Below are 13,673 nucleotides of genomic sequence, written 5' to 3'. Positions count from 1 at the left end.
TGGTCCTGCTTGTGTCGAAATCGGAGAGACCGCCCGGCGGGCGGTGGAGCGGTCCGTCCCTGGACCGGTTTTTGAGCGAGATAGCTGCCCGGGCGTTCAGCTGGCCAGCAGCGGCGCTGCCTGCGGCACGCGCTCGTCGCGGCGGGTGCGCACGGTCAGCCAGGTGTTCAGCGCCATCAGCAGCATGCCGCTGGCGAAGATGGCGCCGCCGGCCATGCGCACGATGTAGCCGGGATGGCTGGCTTCCAGCGCCTCGACGAAGGAATAGGTCAGCGTGCCGTCTTCGTTGATCGCCCGCCACATCAGGCCCTGAGTGATGCCGTTGACCCACATCGAGGCGATGTAGAGCACCGTGCCGATGGTCGCCAGCCAGAAGTGCGCGTTGATCAGGCCGATGCTGTGCATCTGCTCGCGCCCCCACAGCCGCGGAATCAGGTGGTACAGCGAGCCGATGGAGATCATCGCCACCCAGCCCAGCGCCCCGGCGTGTACGTGCCCGATGGTCCAGTCGGTGTAGTGCGACAGCGCATTGACCGTCTTGATCGCCATCATCGGGCCTTCGAAGGTCGACATGCCGTAGAACGCCAGCGAGACCACCAGGAAGCGCAGGATCGGGTCGGTGCGCAACTTATGCCAGGCACCGGAGAGGGTCATCATGCCGTTGATCATGCCGCCCCAACTCGGCGCCAAGAGGATGATCGACATCACCATACCCAGGCTCTGCGCCCAGTCCGGCAGCGCGGTGTAGTGCAGATGATGCGGGCCGGCCCAGATGTAGATCGAGATGATCGCCCAGAAATGCACGATGGACAGACGGTACGAGTAGATCGGCCGCCCCGCCTGTTTGGGCACGAAGTAGTACATCATCCCGAGAAAGCCGACCGAGAGGATGAAGCCCACCACGCTGTGCCCGTACCACCACTGCACCATCGCATCGGTGGCGCCCGAATACAGCGAGTAGGACTTGAGCGGCCCTACCGGCACCAGCGCGTGGTTGATGATGTGCACCATGCCGGTGACGATGATGAAGGCGCCGAAGAACCAGTTGCCGACATAGATGTGCCGGATGCGCCGGCGGGCGATGGTGCCGAAGAACAGATAGGCGTAGAGCACCCAGATCAGCGTCACCCAGAGTGCGATCGGCCACTCCATCTCGGCGTATTCCTTGGACGTGGTGTAGCCCAGCGCGTAGCTGATCGGCATTGCCACGCAGGCTGCCTGCCAGCCCCAGAAAACCAGCGCCGCCAGCCGATCGGAGATCAACCGGGCATGGCTGGTGCGCTGAACGATGTAGAAGGACGAGGCGAACAGCGCGCCGCCACCGAAGGCGAAGATCACCAGATTGGTGTGGATCGGCCGCAACCGGCCGAAGCTGGTCCAGGGCAGGTCGAAGTTCAGCTGCGGCCACACCAGCTGAGCGGCGATGAAGACGCCGAGGCCCATGCCGAGCACACCCCAGACCAGCGTCATCAGGGTGAACTGGCGCACCACGTGGTAGTTGTAGGCAATCGGTTCGGGACTGTTGTTCAGTTCGCTCATGCTCGCCCGGCGGCCGACGCGGGCGCCAGGGAACGAACATCGAGATCTGCCAGCGCAGCGCTGGCAATGGTCGACGGACCGGCACGCCGCATCCGCTCGCCGCTCCTCCTGGGACCGGTTCATATCGAGCGCGGCGAATTGCCGCGCAGACGGAATGCGTGCGCATTGTCTGCGGCGCTTTAAATGTTATCTAACGAATAGTATTGCTCGATAAGCGCAATATTTTTGCACCAACGACATCACGAGCGAAAACGCGGGCGTCTGTACCATCAGGCCGCGCGACTCGCCCCTTTCTCGTACTGATCGACCACGGCGGTGACGATACGCATCACCTCCAGGTTGGCGTCCTCCATCTGGCCAAGGTGGCGCAGCGCGGTTTCCAGGGCGTCCTGAGCAAATGCATCCAGCGCCGCCTGCCCTTGGGCATGCACCGCCGTGTGGGGCCGCTCGATCTGCCGGAAGCAGTCCAGCGCCTGGATGTCGCGGTTGCCTTCGCCGTAATACCAGCGGCCGAAACGACAGTCGCGCTCGCTCGGCAGCTGCGGAATCGGCTGTGCCTGGTCGCTCAGCAGGTGGTTGTACACCACGAACTTCAGTGACAGCTCGTCGAGATTGGCCAGCTCGATGCCGGCACGGAAGGAAGACGCGGCGCTGCTGGCACGCATCGCCCCGGCCAGCTGGTAGAGCGTACGCATCGCCTCGACCGCCACCTCGGTGGTTCGACTGAAGCCCTTGGCGTGGCTGCCCTGCAGCTGGATGTAGTCATGCACATTGCGGATTTCGGCCTGCACTTCGCCAATCTTGCGCACGATGTCATCGGTCGCCAGCGCGGTCTTTTCCGCCAGGCTGCGAATCTCCCCGGCGACAACCGCGAAACCACGCCCGGCCTCGCCGGCACGCGCCGCCTCGATCGCGGCATTCAGCGCCAGCAGATTGGTCTGGCTGGCGATGCCGCTGATGAGATCGACGATGCCGTTGATCTCCTGCGAGCGCTCGGCAAGGGTATCGACCTTGCGCGAGGCCAGGCCGAGGCCGTCCTCCATCTCGGCGGCCTTGCCCTGCAGCTCGCCGAAATGCTTCTGGTTGCTCAGCGCCGCGGCGGCGACCTCGCCGGCACGGGCCTTGTTATCGCCCAACTGCCCGGTGAGGAACTCGAACGACTCGCCGAGATGGGCCACGGAGGTGCTGAAGCGAATCAGCCTTTCCGACACACCCCGGTAATAGTCGAGCTGTCGCTGGCGCTGCTGGCTGGCAGCCTCTGCCGCCTGCAGCTGCTGCTCCAACGCAGCGACGCGCGCCGCCTGTTCGGCGTGACTGGCCTGCAGCGCATTAAGCTCCCGCTCCAGGCGTGTCGCGCTGTGCTTCCACTTGAACCACATGAGCTACACCTCAGCTGATGGTGTAACCGTTGTCCACCACCCAGTCCTGACCGAACACGCCGCGCGCGCCCTGGGACAGCTGGAACAGGATGACGTTGGCCACCGCCGCCGACTCGAGGAAATGCCCCGGCAACAGACGCTTGGTGACGCCCTCGGCGACCGCTTCGAGCTGATCGTCGTTGAGCCCCAGCGAGCCCCAGATGGCGGTGGCGGTCGGGCCGGGCGAAACCATGTTGATGCGTACATCCAGCGGCGCGAACTCCACCGCCAGCGTGCGCGCCTGCGCCGCCAACGCCGCCTTGCTGGCGATGTAGGCCGCCAGCCCGGGGAAAGTCGAGCGGATCAGGAAGGTGCCGACAAAGACCACCGAGGCCGGCTTGGCCAGCTCGGTGCGCAACGCAGCGAAGGTGTTCAGCGCACCGGCGCCATTGACCGCCCACTGCCGATCGAAGGCGGCCATGTCCAGGCCATCGGCCAGCTCGGCGATACCGGCGTTGGGCACCAGGTAGTGCACCGGTCCCATCTGCGCGGCACGGCGCGCCAGCTGGGCCAGATCTTCAGCCGAGGTGACATCGCCGCTCAGCCACTGCAGCTGGTCGGCGTGGGTTTCCAGCAGCGGTTCGAGACCGCCGATGCTGCGTGACATCGCCAGCACCCGAGCACCGCGCTGCAGCAAGGCCGCGCACAACGCCAGACCGATTCCGGAACTGGCGCCGGTGACGACAGCCAGACGATCCTGAAACTCGCTTTTCATCATCATCTCCGAGCTCGGCGCACGCCGAGTCACAAGCCGCCTCGCGGCAGCGGTTCTAAGGCTTGGTATTGACGAGCAGGCGCGACGGGCACCTGCCCCGGTGAAACGATTCGGTGCTCAGCCCGGATGGCCGTCGACCCGTGGTGCGACCAGCATCGGCGCGTAGCGCCAGACATACAGGGCGAAGGCCGCCGCCCAGCAGGCCGCCGCTAGCCACAGACCGCCGACCGGCCAGATGACGGAGAGGAATACCCGCGCGGCCGTGCCCAGATTGAACAGCACGAAGGCGCCAATGATGCCCGCCGGCAACTGCAGCGGCCGGCCGGTGTGGCCGAGGGTCACGCGGGCAATCATCGCCAGGATCAATCCGCCCATGGAGCCGACGCTCAGCGCATGCAGCGAAGGGCTGGACTGCGCCAGCAGACCGAAATGCCAGAGCGCCAGGCCGAATGCCGCGACCACCAGCCAGAGCATCGCCAGGTGCAGCGACCAGAGCAGGCCGACCTTCCAGATACCGTGGTCGTACCAGCGCGCCAGGCGCAGCAGATGGCCGACGCCGATGGCGACGAACAGCAGGCCCAGCAGCGGATGCGGCTGCAGGGCGACGCCGAAGGCGTGCAGCAGCGCGACGATCCCGGTGCCCACCAGCAGGGCGACATCCAGCCAGACCCAGGGCTTGACCGCCTCGACCTTGCCCAGGCCGCGCTGAGTGAAGAACGGAATCACCCGGCCGCCGATCAGCGCCATCAGCGCCGCGACCAGCCACAGCCCGGCGAGCACGCCCTGGCGCTGCAGCGCATCGTTGTCCTGCAGCAGGCCGACCAGGATCAGCACGTCCGCACCGAACATCAGCGTCAGTACCACCACGATCGGGTAGTTACGCTTCTGCCGTACGGCCCAGAGCATCCGCGCCATCATCCAGACCAGCGCCAGCAGGAACAGCAGGTCGAGCGGAGCCAGCCAAGCGGCCGGCAGGCCGAACAGCCAGCCCAGGCGCGCGGCCAGCCAGAGCATCGCCAACCCCATCAGGCGATTGCCGGACGGCGCCGTCTGGCCGGTCCAGGTCTGCACCGCGGTGAGCAGAAAGCCGGCGACGATTGCCATGGCGAAACCGAACAGCATTTCGTGACGGTGCCAGGCCAGCCAGCCACCGGTGGGCTGAAAGCCCGGCCAGAGCCCGGTCCACGCGGCGACCCAGAGCGGAATCGCCAGCAGCGCGAACAGGCTGCCGGCGAGAAAGAAGGGGCGAAAGGCGAGCCGCCAGATAGGCGGAACACTCAGGGCTTTTCGCCGATCGATAACTTGCACGGAAGGGCCTCCAGACTTTCTATGTCCGACAGCACAACGAACGCGCGCCGGACGAATGATCGCTCCCGTTTACAGGAGCCAGGATTACTTTCTACAGGGTAGGCGCCATCAACAGACTTGATTGCGATCAGATTTTCGCGGAGGCGGCGGGAAAGTGACGGTCGGCGCCCGGAGACCGCCTGCAGACGCACCGTTGCGGTGCGAAACGGCCACAATTATCGAGCATTGGAGCCGCTTGGGCGGCTCTCAACGGCGGCGGGCATGCGCCTCCCCGGCAGCGCGCAAGCGGCGTGTTAGGGGAGGCTGGCCGAGCGAAGTGGACGCTTTGCTTACTTGATTTCCTGCTTGACCGTTTCGGCCTGGGTGACGCTGTCGCCATCACTGACCGACTTGCGGAAGCCGCTGATCGCGCTGCCCAGGTCGGAGCCCAGGCCACGCAGGCGCTTGGTGCCGAACAGCATGACGACGATCAGAAGAATGATCAGAAGTTGCCAGACGCTGATACCCATCATTGTGCTTACCTCGAATGTGTCGGAAGAGTGGTTGCGGCCACTGAGTACGCCTCAGTGCCCCTGGTGTGCGTTGTGTGCATCGCTGGGCATGTGCTCGTGCATGCCGCCGTGCTGCATGCTCGCTGCTTCCTGCAGCAGCGCCTGATCGATCTGTTCGAAACGCAATACCCGGCCACCGTGTTCCTCGGCGAGGCGCATGGCGGCCTGCTCTTCGGCGAAGGTTGCCAGCGACGCACCCATGGCGCCCTTGAGCGACGTACCGATCACATAGTAGGCGCTGGTTGCGTCGATCAGGTGACTGTCATCCGGCTTGTCCCAAACGCTACGGCCCATATCGTGTACATACAGCCTGGCATCGAGCAGACGGTTCTCCGGCTGCAGCCACCAACCGAGCATCTCGGCCGTGGAACAGAACTTCTTCACGCTACCCTTCTCCACCGCCTGACCCTTGGGCCCGGGGAAGTCGCTGATGATCATGCCGCAGACGTGACACTCGTCGGTGTCATGGAAGGCCACCGGCTCGAGCGATTGCTGGACCTCCTCCTTCTCGCCGCAGCCGGCCAGGCCGAAGGCGAGCAACATGGCCAGGAGCGTTCCGGCGCCGATGCGATGCAGTGCGTTCATAGAGGGATTTCCTTTTCGATTCATGGAATTCAGGTCAGGCGCCGGCGAAAGATGCCGTACGCCAGCAGCAGCGACACGCCGATCCAGGCCAGCAGACACAGCCAGAGCACCGAGGCCGGCACCGGCAGATCGGCGCCCAGCGACAGCACACCCATGGCACTGCCGCTGCCTTCGAAGCCGGACAGGTTGATCAGGCGGTAGATGTCGGTGGGGTTTAGCAGCAGCAGCCAGGGCAGCAGTTCCGGGTTGAACTTGCCTTCGCTGAGCACCAGCAGCGCAAGCAGGACCAGATCGAACACCAGCACGAAGAGAAACCACACCCCGAGCGCCAGCCCGGCGGCGCTGGACTTCTCATTGACCTTGCCGCTGAGCACGTAGGCGAAGGCGAGGAACACCCAGCCGAGCAGCGTCGAGGAGATCATGAAGCGGCCGAACGCCCAGAACAGCATGCCGAGCTCGACGCCTTCGACCAGCACCGCGATGGCCAGCGCCGCGCAGCCGAAGCCAATCAGCACCGCAAGGGCGAGGATCAGCCCGTGGCCGACGAACTTGCCGAGCAGGATCTGCCCGCGCCCCAACGGATAGGTCAACAGCAGCATCAGCGTGCCGCCCTCGTCCTCGCCGACGATGGCGTCATAGGCCAGCAGCAGCGCGATCAGCGGCATGAGGAAGGTGGCCAGACTGGCCAGGCTGGCTATGGTCGCCGGAATCGAGGTGAAGCCAAGCTGGCCGGAGGCCGCGGCGCCCAGCCAGGCGATACCCACCGCGAGCACCGCGAAGAGCAGGCTAATGGCGAGCAGCCAGCGGTTGCGCAGGCCGTCGCTGAGTTCCTTGCGGGCGATGTTCCAGACCTGGTTCATACGCGACCCTCCTGGGCGCGCACATCACCGGCGCGCTCCATGTAATAGCGATAGAGGTCTTCCAGCGACGGCTGGTGGATCTCGATGTCCTCCGGCTCGCTCTCACCCAGCAGCTGGCGCAGCAGCACCAGCTTGTGGCCGTTGACCGCAACCACTTCCAGACTCGATTCGCTGAGACCGCGGGCGCTGTGCCCGGCATCGGTCCAACGCTGCAGCCAGCTGTCGCGCTCGCTGACGCCACTGGCACGGATGCGCACCGGCAGCCCGGCCTCGGCACGCAGTTGCGACAGGCTACCGACGGCCTGCAGGCGGCCCTTGGCGAGGATCGCCGCGCGGTTGATGTGCGCCTCGACGCCCGGCAGCACGTGGGAACAGAGAATGATGCTGGTGCCGCGCTGACGCAGGCGGTCGATCAGCAGGTAGAGGTCCTGGGTAGCGATCGGATCGAGGCCCACGGTCGGCTCGTCGAGCAGCAGCAGCTTCGGTTCGCCAAGCAGCGCCTGGGCCAGGCCGAGACGCTGGCGCATGCCCTTGGAATAGGTTTTCACCCGGCGATCGGCGGCATGGGCCAGGCCGACCTGCTCAAGCAGCTCATCCACCTGGCTCAGCGCGGCGCCCTTCAGGCGGGCGAAATGGCGCAGGGTTTCGCGGCCGCTCAACTGCGGATAGAAGGTCACGTTCTCCGGCAGGTAGCCAAGCTGGCGACGCACCTGCGGATCGTTCGGCGCACGGCCCAGGACTTTCACCTGGCCTTCGCTCGGCGCGAGCAGGCCGAGAATCAGCTTCATGCTGGTGGTCTTGCCCGCACCGTTATGGCCGAACAGCCCCAGCACTTCGCCTTCACCGAGGTTCAGGTTCAGATCGTGCAGCACGGTCATGCTGCCGTAACGCTGGCTTACGCCCTGGATCTCGACGGCGTTCATGACGTTGGTTCCTGCTTGTCAGTAAGGAGTTTTTCAGTGGGCAGCTTCATCAGCGGATGGCTGTCCTGTACGCCCGGCGACTTGACCACCGGGAAGGCCCGCTGCACCCAGCGCAGCACTTCGATGCTCGGGCTGTTCATCAGCAGACGTACCTGTGGATACAGCCAGAGCAGGCGGTCGACGTTGTCGTTGGGTTCGTAGGCGACATCGCCCAGCCCGTCGTCATTGCGGTCCCAGCCCAGGTAATCGCTCCAGTAGTTGCCGCGACCATCCACCGACCACTCCTGGGTGCGGGTGGCGACGTACTTGACCTGCTGCTGGTTGCCGACGAAGGCGTTGCCGGCGATACGGTTGTCTTCCGAGCCGGCGGTCAGGTGGATACCCAGCGAGCTTTTCTCGAAATGGTTGTTCTCGATGGTGTTGAACAGCGAGTTGTAGATAAACAGCGCCTTGCCCTCACCACCGCTGATCATGCTGTCGCCACCGGTATCGCCACGCTGCACGTCGCTGACGAAGTTGCCGGTGATGGTCGAATAGGTGATGTAGTTCATCAGGATGCCGTAGTTCTGATCCTGCTCGGAGCGGTTCCCCGTGACGATCAGCTTGCGGCTCTGCATCAGCGCGTAACCGGTGCGGGTACGGCGGGTGATGTTGTCGATCACGCTGTTGTCGTTGGCGAACATGTAGTGCACGCCGTAGCGGACGTCCTCGATGACGTTGCCTTCCAGATGATTCCCGTTGGAGGTGTCGATATAGATGCCATCGCGCACGTCGCGCACCTGATTGCCGACCACCCGAGCACCTTTCACGGCAAACAGATGGATGCCGTTGCCACGGTCCTGCGAGCGAACGCCGGCGTCGCCGTCGATCTGGTTGCCGATCACCTGCACATCGCTGGTGCCATCGACGAACACGCCGAACCCGGGGCCACGCATGCGGTTGTTGCTGATCTGCGCACGCTTCGCAGCAGGCAGGATGAATATTGCCGAATCCATCGCGGTGAGGTCGGCGCCCCACTCGCGCAGCGTGCAACCTTCGACGAGCACGTCGGGCGCGCTGATGAGCAGGCTGCTGCCCTGGCCTTGCGACTGGATGACTGCACCCGGCTCGCAACGCAGCTGCATGGGCTGCTCGATGGTGAACTGCCCCTGATATTCCCCGGCAGGCAAGCGCCAGCGGTTCTCACCATCGGGCTGCAGCGGCAGGGTTGTGATCGCTTGCGGTGCCGCCTGGGCCACACCACTGAATAAAAGCAGCAGCGAAACTGCCGCTGAATACCGCGAGAAAGTAGCCTGAGCTTTGAACACTGCGTTTTGACCTTCTTCAGCTTGCAGGCGAACGGCGGTTACCGGAAGGGCCGCGGCTGCATGCCGAAGCCCTTCGCGAAATCACGACACCATCGCCCGACCGCAAACGGGCGATGGTTGGAGCAGCTTACGCGGGCTCGACCAGCATGCGGCCGACCATTTCCATGTGCAGTGCATGGCAGAACCAGCTGCAGTAGTACCAGTGCAGTCCCGGCTTGTCAGCCACGAAGGTAATGGAAGAGGTCTGCTGCGGGCTGATCTCCATGCTCGCACCGTGATTGACCATGACGAAACCGTGGGACACGTCTTCGATCTGGTCGATGTTGGTGATGGTCACGGTGACTTCATCGCCCTGCTTGACGTTGAACTCCTGCACACCGTATGCCGGCGCCATGGAGGTCATGTACACGCGCACCTTGTTGCCGTCGCGGATGACCTTGTTGTCGGTCTCCAGGTTGATACCGTCCTTCTTCGCCATGTCCACGGTACCAGCGAAGAACGGGTCGTTGCGGTCCCAGATCTTCTTGGTCTTGATCTGGTCGCGACGAGCCATGACGCAGTCGTGTGGCTCGGCAAAAGTAGGGCCGTCGTGCACCAGCTTCATCTCATCGCCGGAGATATCGATCAACTGGTCATTTTCCGGGTGCAACGGGCCGGTCGGCAGGAAGCGGTCCTTGCCGAACTTGCACAGCGCGACCAACCACTTGCCATCGGCTTCGCTGGTTTCGCAGAGCGAGGCGTGGATATGGCCCGGCTGGTAGTGCACGTCAAGCTTCTGCTTGATGTAGTTGACCTTCTCGCCCTTGTAGGCGCGGACCGCGTCAGCCATGTTCCACTTGACCACCTGGCTGTCGATGAACAGGGTGGTGTAAGCATTGCCGCGACCGTCGAAGGTGGTGTGCAGCGGGCCCAGGCCCAGTTCCACTTCAGCGGCGATGGTGTCACGCGGATCGGCCAGTTTGCCGGCGAAAAGATCGGGCAGCTTGGCGATCTCGATCATCGACACGGTCGGCGACAGCTTGCCGTTGGCGATGAAGTACTTGCCATCCGACGAGGTGTTGCAGCCGTGCGGGTTCTTCGGTACCGGAATGTAGCGAGTGAATTCGCTGTCCTTGTCGCCCTTCTTGCGACCATCGAGCACCGGCACCTTGGAGTCGTCCAGGGTGATGAACTTGCCGGCCTTGACTGCTTTTTCAGCAGCTTCGATGTCGAACACCACGACCCAGTCGCGCTCGTTGCGCATCATTCCGCCGAGGTCGTAGGCCTTTTCCGAGTTGTAGCAGGTAGCAGCAGTGAAGCGGCCGGTGTAGTCGGCGTCGGTGTTGTCAAGGTTACCGTCGACGATGATCTGGAAGGCCATCTCCATCTTTTCGGCGTCGATCACGTTGTACATGGTGTAGCTGTTCTCATCCTGCAGGTCGAACACCTTGCCGTCGTTCGGGTGCGGGATGACGAATTCGGCGTTGGCGAACACGTACTTGGTGTGCGGCACCTTCTGCAGACGCAGGCCGTGGATCGCCTGGCAGTTCGGTACGGTGAGGATCTTGTCGCACTTCATGATATCCAGGCGGATACGGGCGACGCGGGTGTTGGCCTTGTCGTTGATGAACAGGTACTTACCGTCGTACTTACCGTCGGTCATGGAGATGTGCGGGTGGTGGCAGTCGCCGTTGAGGAACTTGGCACTGTCACCCAGGATCGCGCGGCTTTCGTTGGTCAGGCCCCAACCGGTGGCCGAGTCGACGTTGAACACCGGGATGCGCATCAGCTCACGCATCGACGGCACACCCATCACACGTACTTCGCCCTGGTGACCGCCGCTCCAGAAGCCGTAGTAGTCATCCAGCTCGCCCGGCGCGACGTGGATGTTCTGCTGTGCATCCTTGACCGCGGCGGCCCAGGATTCGCGGCTCATCACTGCGCCACCGAAGGCGGTGGCCGCAACGGCTGCGCCGGTAACCGCGCTGGCGCCTAGGAAGCCACGACGGCTCATGCCGCCCTTCTCCAGCACCTCGGGATTGTTCTTGCTCTTGTCACTCATGGGGTTTCGCTCCTTTGGGACATCTGCTTCAAACACATCGATCGAGTACTTCGCCTGCGGCGATGACTCAGGGTTCCACTACTTGCACTACGGGAATCAGCGACGGGTCGGCCGGTGCCTTCTTGCCGCGCTTGGCGCGCTTGTTCTTCAGGATCAGCGGCGGGCACTTGTTTTCGTTGTGATAAGTCATCTGGCAGTCCAGGCAGTAATGGCACTCGTTGTGGTTGATGTGCCCATCCGGATGGATGGCCTGGATCTCGCATTCCTTGGCGCACAGCTGGCAGGGGCTGCCGCATTCCGGGCGCCGCTTGAGCCAGTCGAACAGGCGGACCTTGCTGCTGATCGACAGCGCCGCACCCAGCGGGCAGACGTAGCGGCAGTACACCTTGCGGGTGAAGATGTTGATGACCAGCAGGAACACCGCGTAGGCGACGAACCACCACTGGCGGTCGAACTTGAGGGTGATGGCGGTCTTGAACGGCTCAACCTCGGCGGCCTTCTCGGCCATCATCATCGACTCGAGCGAGAGCCCGAACAGCACCAGCAGGACGATGTACTTGATCGCCCAGAGCCGCTCGTGCACCGCGAAGGGCAGCTCGTACTGCGGAACCTTCAGCTTGCGTGCCGCCTCGTTGATCAGCTCCTGCAGCGCACCGAACGGGCACAGCCAGCCGCAGAACACGCCACGGCCCCAGAGCAGAATGCTGGCGGCGGTGAAGGTCCAGATGATGAAGATCACCGGATCGGAGAGGAACAGTTCCCAGCGGAAGTCCTGGAACAGCGCATGGGTGAAGGTCAGCACGTTGACCACCGACAGCTGACCGAGGGCGTACCAGCCGATGAACACCACGGTGAACACCAGGTAGCCACGGCGCAGCCAGTGCAGGAACTCCGGCCGCTGGGTGAACTTGTCCTGCAGGAACAGGATGACCGTCAGCAGGCCCAGCGCCGCGAGGATCACGCCGATCTGGAATGACTTCTGGTACCAGATATTGACCCAGACCGGACGGTTGGCTTCCTCGATGGCGGCCAGTTCCTCGGCGGTAGGCTGTGGGCGTTCGATGTACTGCTCGGGCATCTGATACGGCAGTTCGAAGCTGGTGAACATGCCGCTGATCGGGCCGGTCTGGCGCCGCACCAGCAGCTCCAGTGTCCAGGGCGAGCCCGGATCGAACGCGGCGTGCTCACGGACGATGAACACTGCCATCTCGCGGAAATCCGGAATGCCGTCGGCATACACGTCGTCCAGGCGCTGGAAGTCCATGTCGCGGAAGCTGATGACGTTGCCGAACTGGCGCAGCTGGACCCGATCGAAGATGCCGCCGCGCACATAGCCCGAGCCCTTGAACGAGTATTCGCCGCTGCCCATCACCGCGACGGCGTGCTCGCCTGGCTTGAGCTCGTCCATCAGGGTGCGGTAGTGCGCGTCGCCGAGCAGCGCGCGGCCGATGGTCGGCGGATTCAGATGGGTGGCGTAGAGGTCGATGAAGGTGTCCTGCACCTCATCGGCCGTGGCCTCGTCGATGCCTTCGCCCTCGGTGCCCTTGAACGCCTCGTCGATGTCGCCCTTGGTCAGGTGCAGGCGGCGGATCGCGCCGTTGCCGGTCAGCTCGCTCCAGGTAGCCTCTTCGTAGTAATCCTGGCGGACGGTCGCCGGCTTCTGCGCGATGCCGGCGTTGTCTTCCACCAGCCCCAGCGACACCGCGACATCGTGGGCGGCGCGCATGACGATCTCGTTGACCACCATCACCGTGACAGTGGCACCAGTGACGGCATCGATGGTGACCGCATTCTCGTCCCGGGAGCGGCCGACCACGACGCGCTGATCGACCCGGATACCCTGGTACTTGGCGTTGAATGCGTGCAGTTCTTCTTCGGGAATGCCGATCAACAGGATCGGCTCATGGTGCTCAAGCACATAGGCATCGACGATCACACCCTGCGGATCGAGCAGCACCTGCATGTTGATGGGTTTGCCGGAATAGGCGGGAATGTCCACCACATTAATGGACTGAAAGGCGTAGCCGAGTACCTCGTCACCCTTGGTGATCGTGCGGACCTGGTAGTCGCCCTCGGCGGCCGAGAGGCTGGCACCGGGGAAGAACTTGTCGAGGCGCTGCTGCTCGGCTGCATATTCTTTGGCCTGCAGCGACGATGCGCAGACGCTCAGGATCAGCAGAATGACAAAGCCCTTGACCCAGGTACTGAACGTACCGGCCAGCGACCAGATTTCACGGGAAGCCATCGAGTTACCTGCTTGTACGGTTGGCGTAAGCGGATGGTAGGTGAGCCTCTACATGCCTCCCCTTGATTGCAATCAAGGACTCCCCCGGCGACTGGTTTCGTTGTCCCATGTCAAAAGAACACCATGACCGTGAACAAAGACGTTGTAATGACCAGCCTAGGTCAGTGCACAAAAAAAGCGA

At 63.6% G+C, this 13,673-nt stretch carries 11 protein-coding genes; all 11 read right to left on the bottom strand.

Annotated features, from left to right (window positions below):
• Positions 1-96: 96 nt before the first annotated feature.
• A complete protein-coding gene (gene ccoN / locus CW305_RS22915; RefSeq protein WP_104099088.1) occupies positions 97-1,539 on the bottom strand; it encodes a cytochrome-c oxidase, cbb3-type subunit I in 1,443 nt (480 codons plus the stop codon).
• A gap of 269 nt (positions 1,540-1,808) precedes the next feature.
• On the bottom strand, positions 1,809-2,918 hold the full coding sequence (locus CW305_RS22910; protein ID WP_104099087.1) for a methyl-accepting chemotaxis protein: 1,110 nt from the start codon (positions 2,916-2,918) through the stop codon (positions 1,809-1,811).
• Between the two features lie 10 nt (positions 2,919-2,928).
• Entirely contained in the window at positions 2,929-3,672 is a 744-nt protein-coding gene (locus tag CW305_RS22905; RefSeq protein ID WP_042923992.1) for an SDR family NAD(P)-dependent oxidoreductase, read from the bottom strand.
• Positions 3,673-3,789: 117 nt separating this feature from the next.
• Entirely contained in the window at positions 3,790-4,980 is a 1,191-nt protein-coding gene (locus CW305_RS22900; protein ID WP_041016033.1) for an NnrS family protein, read from the bottom strand.
• Positions 4,981-5,309: 329 nt separating this feature from the next.
• Entirely contained in the window at positions 5,310-5,492 is a 183-nt protein-coding gene (gene tatA, locus CW305_RS22895; RefSeq protein ID WP_014819159.1) for a twin-arginine translocase TatA/TatE family subunit, read from the bottom strand.
• A 51-nt stretch (positions 5,493-5,543) separates the two neighbouring features.
• A complete protein-coding gene (locus CW305_RS22890) occupies positions 5,544-6,116 on the bottom strand; it encodes a nitrous oxide reductase accessory protein NosL (protein ID WP_041016032.1) in 573 nt (190 codons plus the stop codon).
• A 29-nt stretch (positions 6,117-6,145) separates the two neighbouring features.
• Entirely contained in the window at positions 6,146-6,976 is an 831-nt protein-coding gene (locus CW305_RS22885; protein WP_014819157.1) for an ABC transporter permease, read from the bottom strand.
• Entirely contained in the window at positions 6,973-7,899 is a 927-nt protein-coding gene (locus CW305_RS22880; protein WP_041016031.1) for an ABC transporter ATP-binding protein, read from the bottom strand. The genes CW305_RS22885 and CW305_RS22880 overlap by 4 nt, the downstream gene beginning before the upstream one ends.
• Positions 7,896-9,206: a nitrous oxide reductase family maturation protein NosD gene (locus CW305_RS22875; protein WP_104099086.1), complete on the bottom strand. Its 1,311-nt coding sequence runs from the start codon at positions 9,204-9,206 to the stop codon at positions 7,896-7,898. Before CW305_RS22875 ends, CW305_RS22880 begins: the two co-directional genes overlap by 4 nt.
• Before the next feature lie 127 nt (positions 9,207-9,333).
• Positions 9,334-11,247: a TAT-dependent nitrous-oxide reductase gene (nosZ, locus tag CW305_RS22870; protein ID WP_104099085.1), complete on the bottom strand. Its 1,914-nt coding sequence runs from the start codon at positions 11,245-11,247 to the stop codon at positions 9,334-9,336.
• Between the two features lie 67 nt (positions 11,248-11,314).
• Positions 11,315-13,492: a transcriptional regulator NosR gene (nosR, locus tag CW305_RS22865; protein ID WP_102832665.1), complete on the bottom strand. Its 2,178-nt coding sequence runs from the start codon at positions 13,490-13,492 to the stop codon at positions 11,315-11,317.
• Positions 13,493-13,673: the final 181 nt, after the last annotated feature.

This window comes from Stutzerimonas kunmingensis (assembly GCF_002929225.1).
Classification (GTDB): Bacteria; Pseudomonadota; Gammaproteobacteria; order Pseudomonadales; family Pseudomonadaceae; genus Stutzerimonas.
This window is presented reverse-complemented; position numbering and strand designations above follow the sequence as displayed.